This window comes from Limosilactobacillus portuensis (genome assembly GCF_014838735.1).
GTDB lineage: Bacteria > Bacillota > Bacilli > Lactobacillales > Lactobacillaceae > Limosilactobacillus > Limosilactobacillus portuensis.
On sequence record NZ_JABUXQ010000018.1, the window covers coordinates 1 to 20,729 of the forward strand.

The following is a 20,729-nucleotide window of genomic DNA, read 5'->3' on the forward strand; positions in this document are numbered from 1 at the left end:
TCAAGTTAAAGCTGTTGGTAATTTCAATCGTGCTCATCCCGTTAGCTGAACTAATCACTTTTGCTGGGATAATTTGTCGATTGCCACCACCGAACATGCCCTTGGGTTCCGTCCCAATCGGGACTAACCCTAATGCATATTCAAGGTAGACTAACGACACCGTTGCCCCAGCGGTTAAGCTAACTGGCACTTTAACTTGAATCCCCCGAGTTTTAACTGTCAAGCTCGTCCTTGGACTTTCACGGAAGCCATTAAAGGACGCTACTGACAAGTTATAAGCAGTATTGGGAGTTAATCCCGTTACTTGGTACTGCTTATTGTTCACCGTGCCAATTAATTGATCACCGTTTCTGATTCGATACTGCATTCATCATCAGTCCCAACTTAAATCAAGCGAGTTTGGTGTTACGTTAGTTGCCGCTAAGTTGGTCACGTTAACCAGTGCTTCGTAAACCGTTAAGCTAATCACGTTAGAAACCTTTTCACCAATCTTTGCGGTAATGGTTGCCGTACCCGGAGCAATCGCTTTGACATTCCCCGCACCATCAACCGTTGCCACTTGCGTGTTTGATGAGGTCAATACTGCTGCACCGTCAGTTTCATTAGCTGGGGTAATTGTAACGGTAACCTTAGCGGTTCCACCAACTTCAAGTGCTGTCTTATCAATTGCCAAGGTAATACTTTGAATCGGAATAGCACTTGTCTTGACCGTGATCACGTTCGACTTAGCACTTTCTCGCAAGCCATTGTAAGAACTAACAGCGAAGCGATAAGTTGCGTTAGCCGTTAAACCAGTAACGGTATATTCTTTCTTGTTCTCAACTTCGGCAACCTTTTTCAGTTCACCGTCCGTTCCAACGCCTTGATAAATATAGAATTTCATTAACTAATCCCTCCATAGTAACCGTTGCGTGTGTTCATCAATGTAGACCGCCCGGAGGTCGGTTGGACTCGTTGGCTTTGAGAAGTAACCTGTATTCGGTGATAAGTAAGAATTACCTTCCCCATCACCTGCTTGGGCTTTAGCGTCATCAATCGGCATTTCCAAGTCAACCTTGATCGTCCGGTTACCGTCAATCAAATACCAAGCGCCAAACTTATAGTGCGGTACGGCATCAAGATAGAAGTTCCGGGGAATCTTAACCTTAATCGTGTTTGCATCCGGGTATTCCGCAATGCAATTAATCAGCTTGGTATTTATCTGACCGAAGCCATGACTTGTCTTTCCTAAGCCATCCCGTTCAGTCCCGATAGCGTCCTCGTAGTACAGCACTGCTGGACGTAGTGGGTGTTTGCATTGATTATGCTTAATCTCAATCGTGTAGCCATAGAGGAAATCTTCTAGGCTGTCCGCACTTAGCAATGATGAGTTTCGTTCCGCAACTAAGCCCATGTCGGTATTAATGCTAATAACATTCTCTTCGTCTGGCGTTTCATCTTTGTGCTTAACCCGGATATTCCAGTAAGCTCCGTGACCATCGTCGTAGTTATCCCAACCATGCGTAATTGCAAGGTCACCGTCCATTAATGCCGTGTACTTCTGCATTGCATTAACGGTAGCAAAGTGGAATGGTCGGTCATGGAATTGGGCTTGTTTGAGGATTTCTTGAATCTGCTTCGCCATTGTTAGCAGTGAAGAATACTTCACCATCAATCCCTCTTTAGGATCATCAACAGCTGCTAGGGCATCTTGCAAGGATTGCTTATATTTAGCTAACCATTCAAGAAATTGTTGCTTAGTATCATCGCCAAGCTTATCTAACTCCTTTGAAATGGTAGTTCGTTTAGCTTGCAAATCTGCCAGGATCTTTTCAAATTCTTGTTCTCGTTCAACACCTTCTTGACGGAGCTTCTCTTTAGCGTTGGTCAATGCAATATCCAAATCACTAATGTAGAAGTCACAAGCTCGTCCCATTTGTGCAACGCCGCCCAGAACCCGGAACCAAATATTAACTCCCGTTAGATGTGTATGACCACCATCATCAGAATCATCAAGTAAACCAATAAAGCCCTTGAAAATTCCTTCTTTAGGAAACATTTGCTCGGGAAAACGGTATAATGCTTGCCCGTTTGCCTGACAATCTTTTGGATCACCTGTTGATGAAACCGTTCCAGCGTCAGGTGCCATTTGCTGGTTCTTTTGATCATCAAATGAATAGTGACCAACGTTTCCTTGGATAAAAGGCTTCATACCAGAAACATCTAATAGTTGCCCTTGATAATACCAAACAATTTGCAGACCAAAGTTATTATCACCGACCCGCCCTTTAAAGTAAGGCGTTAGGTCAAACACTTCGGTCCCTTCTTTAGCAATATCAATCGCTATTCGGTAATGGTGGCCACTATTGTTATGAGTTACCTTAACTGGCAAAATTAATCCCTCCTTTTCTAACTAATTTCAGATGAAGTATCCGTATCACTAATATCAATAATGCTGGTCTCTCCATCATTATTAGTAACAGAAATTCCAGCATCATTAATTAATTCAGTTTGGATATCATCTTTATTCAAGTCATTATATTGTTCTTGCAATTTGCTGATCTGTTTATCTAAATCGTTGATAGCTTTTTCTATGGCCTTAAAGTTATCAATTAAATCATTATAGAAGTCTCGATTTAGTAATAAGGGAAAATCATCCGTGTGTAATTTCATTCATCTATCCCTCCTTACTTGTCTTTTTCTCCGTATTATCACTAATTTCAGTTTTGATTTTCGGTAGAAATTCATTTTTGAACTTATCTTCAATCAACTTTTCAATCATTGGTTCAAGAAACTTCCACAGCCGATCTGCATCTTCTTGTCGGAACTTTCGTCCTTTTATCGTGTTCGTAACGAAAAAGGTCTTACCGTTATCAGGAGAGTAACCATAACCTATTTGTCCGGTTTCACTATCAATTCCTTTATCCATTGCAATGAGAAGTACATTACCGGTTGGTTCCTCGCTAGTAGTATCTGACATTAGCTCCCTCCTAACTATTCACAAAATTATCAATTGCTGTGACTTGTGATGGACTAAGCTCAATTGGTCGATTATCCTGTCCTTTCGATAATTCAGACTGCTTTTGTGATTCAACATTCTTAAAGTGATCTTCTAGTTTTGCTCCAATTAACCCGTAGGTATTGTTGCGGTCAAGACTACTATTAATTTGATGAATGTCGTGATACAAAGCGTAAATGGCATTTTTTAACGCTAACCCGGTATTATTCCAAGTTAGCGTTACGTCACCATCTGTTTGAAATGGATTATAGCTAATCCCCATTAAAGTCATCTCTTGATCAATGTTTGCTTCCGGAGCAATCACTCTGCAGGTATTACCTAGATGAAGGTCACCAGCACCAATTTCATTATTTTCAATTGTTGTTGGCGGTGCAGTCGTCACGGTGTTTTTCACATATTGCTTGAGTGTATCCATGTCATAGACCGAATCAGCAAGTACTTGTGGCCCTCTGTGAAGACCAAACATCTTAATGCTCTCTTCATCGTGAAAGTGATAATGCAGTGCATAGTAAGTTTCAGTAGTCGTTGTTGTACTATCTCCGTCACTACCATTAGTTGCATTACCACTGCTAAACCCAGGAACACGAACGGCAAAACTTGGTGGCCAACTAGCAATCGTTCGGTAAACCGTACCATCTCGTTCGTTATCAGCCCCAACCCGGTAGGTCGAATCCATCGCAATTGAAACATGACAACTAGCACCACGAGAACCCCAGAATAACAGGTCACCCGTTTGATAAGGGGGGGCCAACTATTGTTCCTTTACTTTCCAAACCAACGGTATTAGTACGTGGCGTATTGATACCGAAATGATTTAAGACATAGCAAACAAAACCTGAGCAGTCCCAGCCAGAGGTAGTTGAACCACCCCAGACATACGGAACCTTGCCAACAAAAGAACGACAAAAGCTAACAATATTATTAACTCCTGCCGTTGATGATGCCTGTTGTGCTTGAATTGGTGATTTAGAAACCGGTGCTCCATGCGGTGACCAACCATGACGACCAGTAATTTGCGAACGCCAATTGGGGACATTAAACAGTGCGATAATCTGGTCTAAGCCATGCCAAATATTGGTGTATGGTGGGCGACAATAGTAATTAAAGGTTCCTTGCTTAAATTGCAGTAGCCCCATTGCTATCCCGTCAGATAAACCATCATCACCGCCTTTTGCATTTTCACGACCACTAGATTCCAGATTAATCTGTGCCAACACCAAACTGATATCAGATTGAGAAAGATGTTCGCCAACTAAACTAGCAGCATTTTGAATTACCGGAGTCCAGTCACCATTAACCGGTTCATTAACTCCATTACCACTACCTGCAGTAGTGATGTCTTTTTCCATCTTTCCACCGTAGACATCAAAGTCATTATAGAAATCATTACCGTCCGACTGAATATCAACGCTTGTTACGTTATGTAAATACCGTAACTGTACGTCAGTAGGCAGTTTTAACGATTCAAGATCATAAATCTTTAATACATAGTTGTGCGGAACGTAATAGGCACCGAAAGAAGTTAGGTTGTTTCCTAACCATTCATACAATGATCCAGAGCAATCAATCGCCTGTTTAGGAAAATTACCATGTAGTTCATAACTGATACCCTGATCATTATCCTTGAAGAATTTATCTAGCAATTCCTGAAGACTATGGGTCTCTTGTTCATCCGTCTTCTTTACAACCGTTCCTGTTTGTTGAGAATCATCCGAATCACTACTATCCGAAGAAGAATCACCACTAACTTCAGGGCTATCTTCAGTCGGCTGTTTAGGATCTAGCCGGACGTTCTTCATCAGGTCAATTAAGATTGCATGAGCGGTAATCTGCTTAGTTGCAAGGCCGTTCTCATCAAAGCCGTTCTCCAATTGATTGATGTAGTACTCTCTACCGTCATACCAGATACCTCGTCCCATCTTTAACATGTTATAAGCGTCCTTATACTGTTGCGTATAGGTCGCTGTAAAAGAAATCTCATACGCTGAATTTAGCTGTAAATTGATTTTGAACGAATTATACATATCGTTAAAATCTAGGCGTTCTTCAGTATCACCGTTTTTATTATTCAGGTTATTAGTAATTTCTACTGATCTACTCATGATAACCACCAGAATGGAAAGTCAAATGTGATTTTACCTGAGAAATTATCAATCTGAAATTCATTACTGCCTGGCTGCAATGTTAGAGCACCATCATCGCATTGCATCTGATCGGACTTTCCATTAAGTAAAAGGCGAACACCATCAACAACAAATTGACCATTAAAGGATGAATTATCCTCCGTTTTATCCCCGTCCTTGCTAGTATTAACCGTTCCTGTTCTTGAAATTGAATCACCGGTGGTCTTGTTAGTAATCTTCAGCTTTCCTGAAGAAGAACCATCAAGTGTCAGCTTAAATGGATGTCCTCGTCGCTCCGGGTCAATAATCGTGTCAGATAAGTTATTAACCTTAAATGAATTAGTAGTGAAGGTATATTTCAATTCATCAACCGTTGTCTTATTACCAAAGCCGTTTGTGTCCTCATAATCTAGTGATGTTCCAATACTTCGGCTTAAACCAAGCAAATCAGTAAAAGTTATTTCACATGTCCAAGCCTTAGCACCATGGAAAGTTGGTGCTGCTAATTTTGCCCGAACGTAATACATTCGTTGTGCCCAATTGGCAAAACAAATCCAGTATGCATTTCGGGAAACTAAAAAGCGCTGCAGTGCATCATAAGCAAGCATTGCATCGCTCTCATTAATTCCATCAAAATACATTTCCATCTTCATTTCACGGGTACTATACGACGTTGACAATAGCCTTGAACCATCTTGCAGGCCAACCTTTTTAAGATTATCCGTGTAATTAGCCGGCTGAACGTCAGGGGCACGATAACAGTAAACACCTTCAAGCTCAGGAACATCAAAACAACTTTCCCAAGTTTTACCATCAGCCGAAATTGAATATTCAATTGGTTGGTAATAATAATATTTTCTTGCACCTACCCCATTCTCAGTAGGAAGCAAAAAAGGGTACATACTTGGCACATCATTTTTAGTTGAGAAAACTTGAACCATCTATCTTCCTCCTTTTATCATTCCAATTAGTTTAGCGTTGTACTTATTAGTAGCTTTAGCAGCATCATCAACAAAAGCAACAGGCTGTAAGTTAATTCCATCAATTCGTTCAATTACCTGCTTTACTAATCCCACAAGTGGGTTAGTTGAATCACTGTTCTGTGATACCGGGTAATTTGTTGGTTGATATTGAGCAGTCGTTATTTTAGGCATAGTAAATCGAATGTTAGGGTTTCGATGTACAACGTCTCTAGCTGCTTCTTGAATCAACTTCATGGCATTTGGTTTATTAGGGTTGATAACATATTCGTCACCATCTTCACCAACCAAGCCAAACTGAGCCTGCATGATGTGACCACCATTAGCCCAGCCGTGACCGTTACCAATGTTGCCCCAGCCACCTTCACCACCGTGATTAAGGGCATTAATGGCAGCTAAGATTTGGTCAAAACCCTTATTGATATCGTGATACTTGCCAACCGCCCACGTATTAAACGTTGACGGGATGAATTGCAGTAACCCTTGTGACGGGTGCCCTGCTTTAGCGTTGCTATCCCAATGGTTAGTAATTACCTCTCGACCGCCTGATTCAGTCTGAATCTGACGAAGTAATTTAGAAATTTGCCAACCAGCAATGTGGAAATGAAGCAAACGTGCAGCAGACTTAATTACAGGAGTCCAGTCACCATTGATTGGTTCCTTAATAATTCCCAACAAGTCCTTTAAGACGTTAGCAATTCCACGAGAGAAACCAATAGCGGTCGCCTTACCAAAGGTTGGCACAATTGGAGTGCTTGAACTCCAATTAGTAACCTTCAAGACTAAATCACGTGAAGCCTTTACCGGATTGTTGATAAATGCTTCAGCTAACTTGTCTTGTTCATCTTCAGATAGTGTCCCGCTGTCATAGTGAGGAATTGAGTTGGCACGTAAAATAGGGTCAGAATGTTCAGCATCAATAACTTGGGAACCGGGTTCCAGATTAACTAGACGATTTAGTCCAGCGAACACTTGCCAACCACTAGAAGGTTGCCAAACAAGTTCTTGCTTATGTGGGCCAAGTCCATCGTTAATCATTGCAAGACCACCTGGGTGACCCGAGTAACCACTCATTGAGGTACCTTGTGCATAGTGAATTGAGCTTAGCTTCTTATCACCACCAAAGTCACCAATAACGTTATTGATTGCTGAGATACCACTATTTAGCCGGCTAACAATGCCTGACATTGCACGTCGAGCTATTCCGGGTAGTTTATCAAAGCCACTTCGCATTGAACTAACAACGTCACTAACCCAACTTCGCCAACCGCTTAAAAACTTGCTAGTAAAGCTGGATTCTCGACTTTCAATTGAGGATAATCGACTTGAAACAGTGCTATTAACCTTAGATAACCCCCGAGATGGGTAAGTATCCATATGTTTCCAAGCATTCTTCCAATCCCGATCAAAAAGACGACCGAAAGAGCGCAGTTCTTTTTCGATCGTCTTTGTCATTGATGAGAACTTACCAACGAAACTATGCTTACCACTCATGGACTTATCAGCAATGGTCATCTGTTGAGCCAGTTCTTTGCCAAACTGATACTTCTTAACCGTCTTATATAGATTAACAACACTATTATCTAGGCGGTCAAGCGGATTGTTTTTCCCCTTGAAGTCCTTGAGTGCCTTATCCATTGTTTTGAATGAATCGGCAGAGGTTTTAACGGGCTTAGCTAAATCTTTCCAATATTTAGCACTTCGATTAACAGAAGTGTTCATCTTATCCAGAGTTTTAGTAAGATTTGCTTTCTTGAGTTCGCTAGATAGCTTCTTAATATATTGAGCAATCTTATTGTTTTTTAGATTTTTCTCAAGTTTAGGTAAATCTTTATTGAGCTTGGCAAATGCATCATTCTTCCCCATTTCCTTGTTAAAGGAATTGAGTGATTTGAATGCAGCACCGATCTTCTTAATTGGATTTGCTAACTTATCCCATGATTTTATCGACTTATTGAGCCGACTATTCATGCCATTAAGTTGTTTAGTTGGGTCATTCTTTTTGATAGCTGCCTTTAGTTTCTTCAATGAACCTGTATAAGCAGTAATTGCTTTGTTCATTTCTTTAACGTTAGCAATATCTTGTTTAGAGTAATTATTCCCACCTAGAGAATCAACGACTTGTTGAGATGGTTGCTTTGAACTGCTAGAAGAGCGTTTACTCGATGGAGTAGGTTCACCGTTCCACCAATTTTTGAACTTATCCCATTCCTTGCCAGCCCAGCTAATCATTCCAGACCAAGCTTTTTGGAACTTACCAACAAGTGTTGAGAAACTGATCTTACCTTGAATTAATTCTCCAAGAGTGTAACCCAGTTTATAAGCGCCTTTCAAGATTCCAGCAATTCCTTTTAATAGATATCCACCAAAAGCCTGACCAGCCATTGAGCCAAGTGCTGCACCACCAGGGCCACCGAGGAAAAAGCCGATACCTGCACTGATTAATCCACCAGCGCCTTCACCAATTTTTTTAAGGCGATCGCCTTTGAATGATGGCGTTAGACCTCGTGCTAAATCAACAGCACTTAATCCAATATTTATACCGGCTCCTAGCTTACCAGCAATTCCTTTACCAAGCGACTGTAAGCCGGAAAAACTTCCAGTTAGGCGTGCGAGCAATCCCTTACTTACGGCTTCACCTGCATGTTTACCAGCACTCCCGCCTAATACAGGTAACGTTCTTGTAAACCTTGTCCATGCACCTTTGAACCCTCGTTCATCAAGGTAAGGTGCTATTTGTACGCCTTACTTTTCGACATTGCCATAACGAGCTAGTCGAGTTGTAACAGTTGCATCTACTACTTTTCTTGCTCGACCACTGTTTAGATAACCAATATCGCCTAGCAGGCTACCAGTTGGAGATTGAACTTTACTCAACGTGACAATTTTTAGCATATTGATGTAAAGCTCATTCATTGCCTTCGCAGCACCCATAATTTTAGATGTTACAAAGTAAGTAGCCCATACACGACCGATAATCTGTAAAGCGGTTTGATGTTTGGCAATCTCAGCAAAAGCATCAGCAATTCCTTTCATCCCAGAACTGTGAACGCCCGGAATTAGATGTAAGAAATCAGATAGTGCATAGATGAACCCGGTGCCGACACTCTTCGCAATACTACCAATTGAAGCAAATATTTTAATAATACTTGCACCATTACGAGCTAACCATTCAGAGAACTGGGTTACAACATTAGTAAGACCGTTGACCATGTTGTCGAGTGCCTTACTGATCGAACCACCACCGAATGCATCGGCAAAAGCCTTCATAACGGCGGCAACACCAACATTAGCAGCGTTACCTAACTTATTAAATTCCTCTTTTGTTCTATCATCAGCAACCCACTTAGAAACCTGCTTCATAATTGGGTTAACAGCCTTATTCAATGGTTCAACCATTGCACCGAGGAGGCCCTTACCCTCAGCCTTAATTTGCCGAAGCATACCAGGCAAGGTACCCATTAAGTGGTCAGAAGCTTTTTTATAATTGTCGCCAAGTTCGTTCATTACTGCTTCAGCATCTTTAGCAGAGATTTTACCAGCCGATATTTGCTTCCGCAGTTCATTCATCGTTAGTGATGAGCTGTGCTGAACCTTTTGTTCGTATTTGAGTAAAGCTTCACCAAACATTGGAAAAGCATCCGTAATTTGGTTCAACTCACCCAAGTGTAACGTTGAAGCTGACAACATGTGGGTAAAGTCCATCCCCACTTGGGTTAGACGGTCACCAGATAAGCCAATAGCGTCACCCATCGTTAGGAATGACTTAGTTAGCTTTTCCGTTTCTGGTTGATTATCAAAGACGTGGTAGAACTGTTGGGCTAATTCATCGGTAACATCAACTGACTGACCCAAAGTATTAGAAAGATTGATAATTGACTTAGTCATCTTGTCGGCTTTACCGGCAGAACCAGTTAAAGTCGTCCAGGTGGCATTCATCTTGTCTAATTCGGCATTATATTCAAACCCGGCTTTAACAGCACCAAGAATTCCGTCTTTAACTCTACCCAGGGCATTGCTAAATCCATTAGCAACGCTTTGTCCAATAGCGGTACCAGCAATTATGTCACGTAACCGATGGGCACTTTTTCCCGTTTTACGCATATCAGATTGAATTGAGTTAAAAGTAGTTGAAGCTCGTTCTTTTAATCGGCTAAAAGAGCTTAAAATACCCTCGGTACCACTGACACCCAAGCGTGTTTCATGGCGCGTTGGTAATCGCCTAGTCTTTTCATCAATCTCATTGAGCTTATTAGACGCTTGGTCTTGAACACTAACATGAATATCCTTGCCTTGATCATGCTTCAGTTTCATGTATTCAGCTTGAATTGCCTGAAGCTGAGTAATCGCATTGCCAATGACGTTGATATCAATGTTGTTTCCGTATACGGCCATTATTTACCTCCTTTCTGCTTTGATTTCCTCATTTCAAGAATTTTAGCCATGATGTCAGCTTGCTTAACTTCCTCATCATTAGCATCTAGCTCGTTCTTATGTTCTTTATCAATACGGGATAATTCCTGTTCAATTGATTCCTGAATGGCAGAACTGATTTGAGAAATACTGTTTTGGTCAAGGGTTACCCATTGAGCCATTAGCGGGGTTTGCTGAAGCATATTAGCTAGTTTCACTCGCTGATTTAGTTACTGACGCTCATAGCCTTCTATCATTGCGTCAAGGAGGTAAGGATTTAGTTGTTCGAAATCACTAATTGAAGTGATTCCTGCTTGTTGCCGAGCGATTACAAGGTATTCCCGGTATCCTTTAGCATTTTGTCGAATTCGTCGAGCAACGGCTTGGATTGGTCTTTGAGTAATTTGTACCGTTGGACCAGATTGTCGTAACGCTCCTTTTCTTCCTTTGGAGCGTTCTTTGCCGGCTTCTTGAGTTCCTTGAAGAACTTGTCGTAGCCTTTGATCTGACGTTCGATGGAGTTGATCCACTGCTTCATCGAACCCTTAAAAAAACCATTAGCGGTTAATTCAGCCATCAAATCTTGCGCTAACTTGTCGATACCTTCGCTACCCATAAGTTCGGAAGCAGCGTCAAATACTTCAGAATATGTTGGCTTGTCCTTGTCTAAGTAAGCTAAGCCACCATTCAAAATATTCACTAATGTACGTGGATTCTTTTGCACTAGTCCAGTAAATAAAGCATCGAAGATTTCACTATCTTCTTGCTTCTTGCCATCGCCATTAACGATCTTTTCTTCCCAAAGAGAAAGACTTGCAAAGTTAAACTTTACTTGTCGTTCCTTATCGCCAAACTTTAATTGCATATTCTTTTCCTCCAGTTAATTACTTACCTTGATTAACAGTGGTGTCTGTTGAAACGCTCCCCGGAACTTGGGTTGCAGTACCGTCACCAACTTCAGTAGGCTTAAGCATTCCGTACAATGCATTACCAAGATCAAAGGCATCATCTTCAAGTTGATCTTCAGTAATCACGCCATCTTGGGCGATTCCTTGCACTTCAAAAACAACAGATAATTGGAATACAGAGTTAAGAGTTTCAGTGTTTGGCAAGGTTGAGATAATGCATTGCGCATATTCAACAGGTGCTTGACGGCTTGGCTTAGTACCACTTACTTGGTTGAAGTCAACCCGGTACAAGTGAATCGTGACTTGGTCCTTCCAAGCGTGCTTTAAGGCATCCCATAAGCCGTCACCTGTTTGGAAGTAAGCCAACACAGTCCGTTGTTGGTTAGCAGAACCCGCCATCTTAACATCGAACATCTTAGTTTGGAGTGTTTGAAGTTGACGGTTGTTAATACCAGAGGTTTGACCTTGTAATCCAATCATGCGAGCCTTGTTTGCCTTTGGTTCATCATCTAGCTTCATGAAATAGATGTACTTATTAGCAGCATCCATTTTTACAGTCTTATTTTTAACTGGCATTATTTATTCCTCCTAATTTTCAGTAATAAAAAAGTCGGCTCGAACAACTCCGTGAATTAACTTCGTTGAAGTTGTCGTGTCGACTTGTGGTTGCGGTGATATCAAACTGTCTGTCTGATATTCACACGGATATTGAGTTAATTTGAGATGAGGTAACAGGATTTCTAACTTATCTAGCGTGTCCATCAGTGATCCCATCTCATCAGCATTCCAATAAAGGTCAATCTGCTGGGTATAGACACCAGTGGTCATTAGCTTGTAGCGAGATTGTTCAACACGCCAGGGAATCTGCACAATGATCTGTGGATATTTCAATTGAAAGGTATTCGGATCATTAGCTTCATCCCCAGTTAAAATAGTTGTCGCATAAGGGCTTACTAGCTTAATGACGCTCTGTAACATGTCCGTACGTGGTAATAGTAGATCGTCGATTAGAAGCCAACTCCTTTCATTAGTTCTGCTACTTCTTTGCTAATAACTGATTGCATCTCCTTATTAGATTGATACATAAATGGCTCAGGTGTTGGGTGCTTCCGTGTTCCGTACTCAACGAACCCGCCATATTCAGTACCTTTCTTAGTTGTTGCGTCTGGATATACTTGCATTCGACCGTCAGTGAGCCTGTGAGCCTTAATTGACCGCATTAAATTACCAGTCGGAACATAGCCACTTCGGCCATGCCCTACCATTCCACGTTCAATTGTTTGTGCTTTTCTTACGTTTTGACGACCGAGTTCAGTAAGCATTGATTCAGAGCCAGACTTAATTAATCCAATCTGACGAATAATCCGTTCAGCTTCGTCATTCATCCCTAAGGACTTCAATTCAGAAGCAACTTGCATCATCGGCTTGGAGTAGTGATCTGTCACTTGGTATTCGACTACAGGTCGAATGTTGTCATCGGTTAGGTTACCGGCATTATTCATGTCAATTAACTTACCAACAATATCTTTCATTGACATATCATCACCCCACCTTTGATTTAGTATTGAAAATAAAAAAAACCACACTGTTCATATGGCTTCGTGGCATTCTTACATCATAAAGAATGCCCTTTTCAGTTTTAAGATCATATTCATCAACGAATGCAATCTTATCTGGTAGCGGTGGACTACCATTAACAATCACAGTTTTTGCGTCTTGATATAAGCTATCTCCACCGAATAACAAGCTCTGTTTTTGTAAACCCAAGTCATTTACTCGACAGAAAAGGGCTTTCTTCAAGACAACATAATGCGAATGTTTATCGAACGGGTTACCACCACTGCCAGGAGTAGCTGATTTCTTCAACAAGTAAACATCTCTAACTCTAGTCAAGACTCATCACCCAGCCTTTACGACCAGACTGTGCCTTGTTATCACGATAGGCGTTCAGCTGGCTCATGTAAGGTGCTAAGTCGTCCTCACTCCACTGGTCAGTTAGCCCCTCTTCACCCGCTTGGGTCTTACCTTCGTTGCCACGCTTGGCAAATTTAGCGAGTGCCATCTCCGTAATGATCCCAGTAAGCGCATCTGGCAGATTGCTATAATCCTCACCGGTATAGAGAGCTACCGACTTGCAAGCTAGTTTGATGTATAGCTCAACCATCGGTAAGTGGTCATTATCATCAATTCCTAGTGCTGTCGTAACATCATCTAAAATTTCTGATTGAATACTAGGCGTTGCCACTAGTATCACCACCATTTGCTAGATTAAGTAAATCAGCTTTCTTCATGTTTGAAGTATAGTCAATCCCTTGGTTATCAAGATGTTGTTTAATCTCAGTTACAGTATTGTCAGACGTAACGCCCGCTCCATTATTGTCGAGCGGTGTTATTTTCCCTGGTTGTCTTGTCCTACTTGAGGTGTAGCTGGCTTTGCAGTAGGAACAACTGGTGCGAATTCCTTGTCTAACTTAGCCTTGTAAGCCACAACTTGAATGTGACGTGGGTCAACGATTGAAGCCCAAGTGTCACCCTTGGCAAGTTCGGTCATAGTGACAGTTTGACCAGCAGGTGCGAAGGTTTTAGATACAGAAGTACCAAGTACGTGAGTAGTAACTACCCGACGGTTGATAACGTTTGTCCGTCCACCTTCATTACGCGCTTCACGTTCGATTTCAACTGCGTTTTGTGGGTTAGCAACTGAATAGCCAACAGCACCGTTAGCAAAGACGTATGAAGTTACAGAACCATCATCGTTAATCAGGTTAGGGTCATTGTCTTGTACAATTTGCATTCCGTTGTAAACAGAAATTGGGGTTACAGCGTTAGCAGGTTGCACAGTTTCAATCAATTGTTGAGCCTTCATTTCAGCGTAAGTTGAAGAGTGAACCACAATCTTGTTGAGGGTGTTATCTTGGAGGTCACCAAGCTTAGCAATAGCAGCAAGGAAACCACGAGCGCTAAATACTCCAGAATCTTCATACTTCTTAGCAGTAGCAATATCAGAGTTAGCGAAGACACCCTTTAGTGTTGCGAACAATAACTTTTGGTCTTGGTTGTTCCAATATGCACTAAACCGGTTTGAGATGGTTGATTGTGCTGGTGCGCCAGATACTTGTTGCGAAATATCGGTGTAGCCAAATGCTTGAGCTTGACGGAACTTGAAAGCCCGTTGTTCACCGGTAGTAAGACCGTTAACAGCGATGTCTTGAGTATCAGTCCAAGTTTGAGCGTCTGGTCCTTCCATGATGTCGTTGATGTATGGCATATGGATAAAGTTACCGGGTGCTAGTAATTGACTGCCAAGTGATGGGTCATTAGTTAAGATTCCAGAATTAACTAATCGGTTAGTCTTCATTGATTGATTTAGTACATAGTTAGCGAACACTTCAGGAATGATTGCGTCCGCCAAATGAAAGCGTGTATCAGCCATTTAATATTCTTCCTTTCTAATTTTGACAAAAATAAAAACCAACTAGCGACTTGCTAATTGGTTATAGAGAGCTGGATTTTCTTTGTAGAGTTTCGTCTGTTCGTCCAATGAAAGATCCGATAATTTTTTGGTGCTATCAATATTGGCTTGTGACCCAATCTGTGGTTGCTTGGTACCAGCTAATCGACTATCAACCCCAGCTTGAACCGCCTTATTATATTCATCAGCGAATGACTTCATATTGTTTTCAGTCTCTTCGTTAGTCTTACCAATCAAGCGACCAACCATGCTAGATGGCACATTGTATTTATCAGCAATCGAATGACCAAATGAAATCCGGTCTCGTTGCTCAATTTGAGCGCTTAGTTGAGCGTTCTTTTTTTGAAGCTTCTTAATATCATCGGCCGCTTTTTCCTCGGCACTCATTTTAGCCCGCCGTTCTCGTTCAGCTAACTGTTCGTTAACCTTATCTTCAACGGCTTGACCCATTTTTTGCTCATAATCAGCCATCTTTTGCTTATTCTCTTTCTTGATTCCACTAATGATTCGATCAATATAAGCTTGTTGTTCATCAGTAAATTCCGTCTTTTGTTCGTTTGTTTTTTCCTTGTCCTTTGGTTCCGGTTCGTTATCAACAACAGTCTTTTTAATTTCTTCTGACATTTGAAAATCCTCCCGTTTTACGCCCGTCGGCTTATTCCGTTTAACCCCCGTCGGGTTCACCGTCCGGCTTGACCACCTGCCTGCACGTTTGAGGGTATAAAAAAAGCGACCATTCTAATTTGAATGATTCCTAAAAGTCCATTGATTCAATATCTTCTTTTGTTGCTTCAACAATATCGCATTGGCAGTTAGGGTGGAACGGTGCACAGTTAACACCCGGCTGCATATCGCTAACCTTAAATGTCTTACCGTCCATTCGTTCGCAGAACTTGCATGTATGACTACCCAGCACCGAGACGTTAGTAAAATACTTAACTTTGCGACGCTTAAAGTCATCCTTTAATGCGTTGGCAAAGGTGTAAGCCGATTCAGTCCTTAATAGCCTTTCAGCGTTGTACACAGCACCCCGACTAGATGAATTACTGCCAGTGAACATATCAGCAAGCTCTCGGCTATATTCCTGTGGTTTGATGTGGCTAACGTTAATCTTATCAACTAACTGGTTAACCTTATTCATCATTGCCACCGTATTACGATTAATCGCTTCATCAGTGTCAATACCAGAGCCAAATTTTTGAACCATCTTCGATACAGACTTTTGAGCAAGCACTCTGTGATACTTGCCTGGTATTCTTCGAGCTAGTTCATATTCATGCTCAATTAAATTAGATCTTCCCTTCTCCCTTGTATACCAAGGGGTTAGAGTGACAATGAATGTCGGTAGTAAAATTGTAGTAGACATTTATGGCTTAAAAAATTGATTACCATTAAAGTTGACCAACGAATGATCAGGATGTTCTATCTGCCCCATTGCACCATTCAACTGGTCAGCAACCGTGCGATTGCGTCCACGCCATAGCTGGGCATAATACTTTAAAGTCGTGGTTGGTTTAGCGTGACCTAAACGTTGTGATACCGCTAAAATGTCTACATTATATTGATTGATCAATAAACTAGCATGGGAAGCACGGAGTTCCTTGGCTTTAATGCGATGAACGTCGGCCAAGTCAGCATAGCGGTTTATGATCTTGTTAACAGTAGATCGATGCATCGGTTGGTCCGTCGGGGATAGTACATAATGATCATCCCCAGTCTGAGGTAGATTTTCATTTTGAACATCTCTCCACCAGCGCAACAGGTCAACAAGATCTTGCGGAATATCAATTGTCCTCATACCACTAACAGTCTTAGTGTATGGCTTACGCTTCTTATTTGGATCCTTAGTATTTGTCAACGTATGGCTAACTGTAATATAACCCTGGTCTAGGTTCATATCCGACCACCATAAGGCCAAAGCTTCTGAAACTCGCATACCTGTAAAGTAGTAAAGATTAAGCATTACGTAATCCAAGGCACCTTCCACGTCACCTAGATAGCATTTAGAAACCACCCTTTTGAACTCTTCCAAAGTCCAATAATTAATCACATGTGGTCCTTTGGAAATTGCTCCCGTGGCACGTTTGAGCCGTGCTGGGTTCTTTGGTAGGTAGTCAAGATCAACCGCACTATCCAAAATTTGTCTAAAATATCCGTAAACCAATGATGCAAAAGATTGAGAATAATCAGTTTCATCATCCAATAACCAGTTGCGAAACTTCAAACAATCACCAGGCATGATCTGCGATAACTTTTTATCACCTATGTGTTTAAGTATTGTATCAAAAACTGGTTGCCGTGCAATCCAAGTGCTCTCCTCAACCTCGGTCTTATACGTAGGCTTAAAAATATTATTTACAAAGTCACGAAAAGTAGAACCACTCGGCATTACGTTTTCGCCTTTGTGGAACTCGTGCTTAATTCTTTCAGCCTCTAGATAAGCTTCTCGAGCCGTTCTAAAGCGATTACCAAGCTGATCTTGCTGGCTCTTCTTAGTAATTTTCTTGCCTGTAAGCGGATCTCTCCCCAAATACACCGAATAATAAAAATAGGCTTTACGCCCATTTTTAGCTGGTTGCCAGTATACAGATTGATATTTAGTTTTAGACATCATCATCACCCTCATCTAAGGGGAAGCCTAAGATGACATCCTCAATAATACCACGTGGAGCCACCTCTAGCCTAGGATTTGCCCAAAACGTCTTCCCGCGTTTGACCATGACCTGACGTGCTTCATGTAAAATCTTCTTCGCTTGATTTGGTCGAAACCCCATAGCTTCTAGTTCTTTTTTGGTCACTGTTGCTTTTGACATCGTTAGGCACCTCCTTTCTATCATAAAATTCTGTTTGCGTTATTACTTCTGTACCAGCCTTAGTGACAAATGAACGCTCGTAGTAAGCTCGTTTATCATTTTCGTTCAATTTGAATTTTCTCAGTATCTCCTCTTTAGTACCCGTGATCTTAGTTGGATTAATAATACCGCGGGACCGGCGATAGATTCTTACTCCTTTAGGATATAAATATAATCTGGCTCCCTTTTTGGTAGTTGATCCTATTTTTAAATTGGAAACGTATGCTATCACATAGGAAGCGACATTGTCGGCTTGAGAGAGACGCTTTGTTGATGTGAATCCTCTCCCCCAAAGTTCTAATGTTAGGTCATTAGGAATGACTAATCTAGCCCCATCTGCGCTCTTGATCAGAGCATGAAGATGCCAGCGACCAGATGATTGTGGTTCTAATACAGCGATATATTCGACACGCATTATTCGCTGCCGTAGTCTTTGCATAAAAATTTTAAAATCCCTGTAAACCACTGCAGTATCCCCTTCGTTATGTGCATTAATATCAGTTGCATAGGTAAGTGTCACCCAAAGTTGATCGTTTCCACCATGAAAATTAGTATCAATCAAGCGCCTTAGTTTTTTCATTGTTCTCTTCACACTTGATAAATTATCAACACGGCTTGAAGCATTAGTATCCATCTCTTTTATCTTCAACGTCTTAAGATCCAAATACTTATGATCACTCAGGACAACTATTGATTTTTGAAAACTAGCATTATTGGCTGAGAATTCGACCGTCGATCCATTGACATAAGCTGTCACTTTTTGGTTAGATTGAATTTTATCTTCCTTCATACTTCTAATGTGTTCCGATAATCAAGTTAAGGCGGCTGCTAACCGCAACCGCCCTGTCGTCGCTCCTTGAACGCCCCTAAGCGTTCCCCCGCGACACAGCATGCATCAGCTTCCAGTCCGATTGAGTTTCACCAGCAATCCGCTTTAAGTTTGACAAATACACAGATTCAAATTTTCGCATGTCCGGAGCCATGAACCTTCTCGGATTAACATTCATACCCGCCAAAGTGAATAGACCTGTCCCAGGCTTGAATGTAGTTAACGGAGCCTCAACACCTTGTCCAAACAGCATTGTGCGCGTTTCTAGAGTTGACGGGCCTAGAATAATATTAACTTGAGCCTGATTTCTCAACTTTGTTGCAAAAGTTTTAGCGTCTAATTGCTGCCCGATAGAAATCAGAATTAAGCCAGCACTTCTGCCCTTCATTAGAATTTGAGAAAGCAGACTAATGACGTACTTATTTTCTTTCGAGGCAAGTGAATTGATGAAGGCACTCAATTCATCGAACACATAGAGAACAGCGGGTAGCCCCAAGTCTGTAAAGTCTTGACTTATTGCAGACGTTGACCATTCTTTAATCTTCATATTCCGATCATCCATCAACCTTACCATCCGTTCAAGTGAACAAATAATTTCTTCTTTGTCAAAAAAGACTCGCCCGTCTGGTAATGCCTGATCTAAATTAGATGATTTCTTTGGGTCTGCGTAAAAAACCTGAATTGAGCTCTTAACGGCTGCAAAAATAATGTAGTTTGCAAGATATGTCTTGCCATATCCTGTTTCTGCTGCAAGGTTCATGTGTGGCTCCTTAGCTAATTGCCATACCCATCCCGGCATCAGTTGAAGGCTATTTTCGTTAATAACAGGTACATCATCTGCCTTGTTAATAACAAGACGATTTTGTGCTTGTGTATCAAAAAGAAAATAAGTAACTTGAGTCTGCTCATCGTTAATTTCAAAATCATCCGCCACAATAGATCTATTCCATTTATCGACTAAAGCAGCACTGATATCATTTCCCAATTGCACAATGTCGTCCGTTGCTCCTGGTAATAGGTCAATTGTTGCCGTCCCATCCATCATAACTTTATCTTGAAAATGAGCTTGTACATAAACTTCAGGAACGATAATTGACTTTTGACTCAAATTTGGGTTTCCAATCATTTGGTCAATAACTATGCCTTGAATAGCGTGCTGCAATCGCAAAGACTTTACAGTATCATCAAACTTTTGCTTCTTGTTGATCCTAATAACTTTCACAAGCCAACTTCGAATTGTAAAGAAATAAATTGTCAAAAGGCAAAGGGTTACACCAAATGCAATATTAGCAAACCAACCAACAATTGACGCACCAATTTGATAAATACCAAATGGATCGTAGTTATAGGTCAACCATAACTCTGCAAGCTGTAATACCATTGTTGAAGTACCTAAAACTAGGGATAATTGTCCTAGGCCGCGACGAGTGGACATCACTGTCAAAAGATCAGGTTGTCGCTTTGTTACCCATACCTTTCGAGGCATTATTGATGCCCTCCTTTTCGGTTGTCAGGTAGAAATAAGTTTTCAACCGATAATGAAAGATTGATGTTAGCAAAAGTGCTATCTTGTGCAGAAGTTGCATAAACAGCATGAACTTGTGGCTTGACGAGCTTGATCCCAACAATCATCCCTTTGATCGTTGGGACTTGACTGCTATGTACCGTAAGTTGCAGAACTTCACCAACGTTTGCACCTTCAACCTTTTCTCCATTTGACCGCGTATAATTTGAGTGATCAGCAGTAACAACAACCGTGGCACGGTATCCTTGCACTTCACCGTTATCGTCTGCAATCGGTCGTGTTTTCAAAAGCGCGAAATCTAATTCTTCAAAGGCCTGTTCAATGCCCTTGTTCACGATTGATACTAAATTTAAAGCCATATTATTTCTCCTTTTTTGCAATATGCTAAGTGATATGTTTTGCTTGGTTGTTAGTTAGTGTGGCGGGTAGGTAAGGTGATCTATCTTTAATTTAGTCATATATGTCCTATTATTTTATTTATAAATATTGCAACAAAGAAGACCAATTCCGAAATATGAATTGATCTTTTACCTTATATTCTTTAATTTTTTCGTTATATTCGACTTACCAAGCATAATAAACCGAATTGAGGCACAATACACCTATAACAAATATATCTTATCCACACA

Annotated in this window: 25 protein-coding genes; all 25 read right to left on the bottom strand. The window is 41.2% G+C overall.

What is annotated here, in order from left to right; all coding sequences use genetic code 11:
• A partial coding sequence (locus tag HUK49_RS06955; RefSeq protein WP_191913168.1) for a fibronectin type III domain-containing protein occupies positions 1 to 367 on the bottom strand: 367 nt, incomplete at its 3' end.
• Positions 368 to 373: 6 nt separating this feature from the next.
• Positions 374 to 883, bottom strand: coding sequence for an Ig-like domain-containing protein (locus HUK49_RS06960; protein WP_191913169.1), 510 nt, complete (start codon positions 881 to 883; stop codon positions 374 to 376).
• A gap of 3 nt (positions 884 to 886) precedes the next feature.
• The gene (locus HUK49_RS06965; protein ID WP_206705642.1) at positions 887 to 2,371 is read right to left on the bottom strand and encodes a DUF2479 domain-containing protein; all 1,485 of its coding nucleotides are present in this window, start codon (positions 2,369 to 2,371) and stop codon (positions 887 to 889) included.
• A 17-nt stretch (positions 2,372 to 2,388) separates the two neighbouring features.
• On the bottom strand, positions 2,389 to 2,652 hold the full coding sequence (locus tag HUK49_RS06970; protein ID WP_191913170.1) for a hypothetical protein: 264 nt from the start codon (positions 2,650 to 2,652) through the stop codon (positions 2,389 to 2,391).
• A gap of 4 nt (positions 2,653 to 2,656) precedes the next feature.
• Positions 2,657 to 2,959 (bottom strand): hypothetical protein, encoded by a 303-nt coding sequence (locus HUK49_RS06975; RefSeq protein WP_191913171.1) that lies wholly within the window; start codon positions 2,957 to 2,959, stop codon positions 2,657 to 2,659.
• A 10-nt stretch (positions 2,960 to 2,969) separates the two neighbouring features.
• On the bottom strand, positions 2,970 to 3,749 hold the full coding sequence (locus HUK49_RS06980) for a phage tail protein (RefSeq protein WP_191913172.1): 780 nt from the start codon (positions 3,747 to 3,749) through the stop codon (positions 2,970 to 2,972).
• Positions 3,724 to 5,100, bottom strand: a complete 1,377-nt coding sequence (locus HUK49_RS06985) for a phage tail protein (protein WP_191913173.1) — start codon at positions 5,098 to 5,100, stop codon at positions 3,724 to 3,726. Before HUK49_RS06985 ends, HUK49_RS06980 begins: the two co-directional genes overlap by 26 nt.
• Positions 5,097 to 6,062 (bottom strand): phage tail domain-containing protein, encoded by a 966-nt coding sequence (locus HUK49_RS06990; protein ID WP_191913174.1) that lies wholly within the window; start codon positions 6,060 to 6,062, stop codon positions 5,097 to 5,099. The genes HUK49_RS06985 and HUK49_RS06990 overlap by 4 nt, the downstream gene beginning before the upstream one ends.
• A complete protein-coding gene (locus HUK49_RS06995) occupies positions 6,063 to 8,720 on the bottom strand; it encodes a hypothetical protein (protein WP_191913175.1) in 2,658 nt (885 codons plus the stop codon).
• A 126-nt stretch (positions 8,721 to 8,846) separates the two neighbouring features.
• On the bottom strand, positions 8,847 to 10,496 hold the full coding sequence (locus tag HUK49_RS07000; protein WP_191913176.1) for a tape measure protein: 1,650 nt from the start codon (positions 10,494 to 10,496) through the stop codon (positions 8,847 to 8,849).
• Entirely contained in the window at positions 10,496 to 10,717 is a 222-nt protein-coding gene (locus tag HUK49_RS07005) for a hypothetical protein (RefSeq protein ID WP_206705643.1), read from the bottom strand. Before HUK49_RS07005 ends, HUK49_RS07000 begins: the two co-directional genes overlap by 1 nt.
• Before the next feature lie 125 nt (positions 10,718 to 10,842).
• Positions 10,843 to 11,379 carry a tail assembly chaperone gene (locus tag HUK49_RS07010; protein WP_191913178.1) on the bottom strand — a complete coding sequence of 179 codons (537 nt, stop codon included), beginning with the start codon at positions 11,377 to 11,379 and terminating at the stop codon, positions 10,843 to 10,845.
• A gap of 19 nt (positions 11,380 to 11,398) precedes the next feature.
• Positions 11,399 to 11,998 carry a hypothetical protein gene (locus HUK49_RS07015; protein ID WP_191913179.1) on the bottom strand — a complete coding sequence of 200 codons (600 nt, stop codon included), beginning with the start codon at positions 11,996 to 11,998 and terminating at the stop codon, positions 11,399 to 11,401.
• A 12-nt stretch (positions 11,999 to 12,010) separates the two neighbouring features.
• Positions 12,011 to 12,400, bottom strand: a complete 390-nt coding sequence (locus HUK49_RS07020; RefSeq protein ID WP_191913180.1) for a hypothetical protein — start codon at positions 12,398 to 12,400, stop codon at positions 12,011 to 12,013.
• A 29-nt stretch (positions 12,401 to 12,429) separates the two neighbouring features.
• Positions 12,430 to 12,960 carry an HK97-gp10 family putative phage morphogenesis protein gene (locus HUK49_RS07025; RefSeq protein ID WP_191913181.1) on the bottom strand — a complete coding sequence of 177 codons (531 nt, stop codon included), beginning with the start codon at positions 12,958 to 12,960 and terminating at the stop codon, positions 12,430 to 12,432.
• Between the two features lie 4 nt (positions 12,961 to 12,964).
• Positions 12,965 to 13,315 carry a hypothetical protein gene (locus tag HUK49_RS07030; protein ID WP_191913182.1) on the bottom strand — a complete coding sequence of 117 codons (351 nt, stop codon included), beginning with the start codon at positions 13,313 to 13,315 and terminating at the stop codon, positions 12,965 to 12,967.
• Positions 13,308 to 13,667 (bottom strand): phage head-tail connector protein, encoded by a 360-nt coding sequence (locus HUK49_RS07035; protein WP_191913183.1) that lies wholly within the window; start codon positions 13,665 to 13,667, stop codon positions 13,308 to 13,310. Before HUK49_RS07035 ends, HUK49_RS07030 begins: the two co-directional genes overlap by 8 nt.
• Positions 13,668 to 13,811: 144 nt before the next feature.
• Positions 13,812 to 14,855, bottom strand: coding sequence for a replication protein (locus HUK49_RS07040; protein ID WP_191913184.1), 1,044 nt, complete (start codon positions 14,853 to 14,855; stop codon positions 13,812 to 13,814).
• 42 nt (positions 14,856 to 14,897) lie between these two features.
• A complete protein-coding gene (locus tag HUK49_RS07045; RefSeq protein ID WP_191913185.1) occupies positions 14,898 to 15,518 on the bottom strand; it encodes a DUF4355 domain-containing protein in 621 nt (206 codons plus the stop codon).
• 130 nt (positions 15,519 to 15,648) lie between these two features.
• Positions 15,649 to 16,128 carry a minor capsid protein gene (locus HUK49_RS11270; protein WP_191913186.1) on the bottom strand — a complete coding sequence of 160 codons (480 nt, stop codon included), beginning with the start codon at positions 16,126 to 16,128 and terminating at the stop codon, positions 15,649 to 15,651.
• 132 nt (positions 16,129 to 16,260) lie between these two features.
• Positions 16,261 to 17,505: a tyrosine-type recombinase/integrase gene (locus HUK49_RS07055; RefSeq protein WP_191913187.1), complete on the bottom strand. Its 1,245-nt coding sequence runs from the start codon at positions 17,503 to 17,505 to the stop codon at positions 16,261 to 16,263.
• Positions 17,498 to 17,731 carry a DUF3173 family protein gene (locus HUK49_RS07060; protein ID WP_315409344.1) on the bottom strand — a complete coding sequence of 78 codons (234 nt, stop codon included), beginning with the start codon at positions 17,729 to 17,731 and terminating at the stop codon, positions 17,498 to 17,500. The genes HUK49_RS07055 and HUK49_RS07060 overlap by 8 nt, the downstream gene beginning before the upstream one ends.
• Complete coding sequence (locus tag HUK49_RS07065) at positions 17,628 to 18,536, bottom strand: rolling circle replication-associated protein (protein WP_191913188.1); 909 nt, start codon at positions 18,534 to 18,536, stop codon at positions 17,628 to 17,630. Before HUK49_RS07065 ends, HUK49_RS07060 begins: the two co-directional genes overlap by 104 nt.
• 76 nt (positions 18,537 to 18,612) lie before the next feature.
• Entirely contained in the window at positions 18,613 to 20,061 is a 1,449-nt protein-coding gene (locus tag HUK49_RS07070; RefSeq protein ID WP_191913189.1) for a hypothetical protein, read from the bottom strand.
• On the bottom strand, positions 20,061 to 20,459 hold the full coding sequence (locus HUK49_RS07075) for a hypothetical protein (RefSeq protein WP_191913190.1): 399 nt from the start codon (positions 20,457 to 20,459) through the stop codon (positions 20,061 to 20,063). The genes HUK49_RS07070 and HUK49_RS07075 overlap by 1 nt, the downstream gene beginning before the upstream one ends.
• Between the last annotated feature and the right edge of the window lie 270 nt (positions 20,460 to 20,729).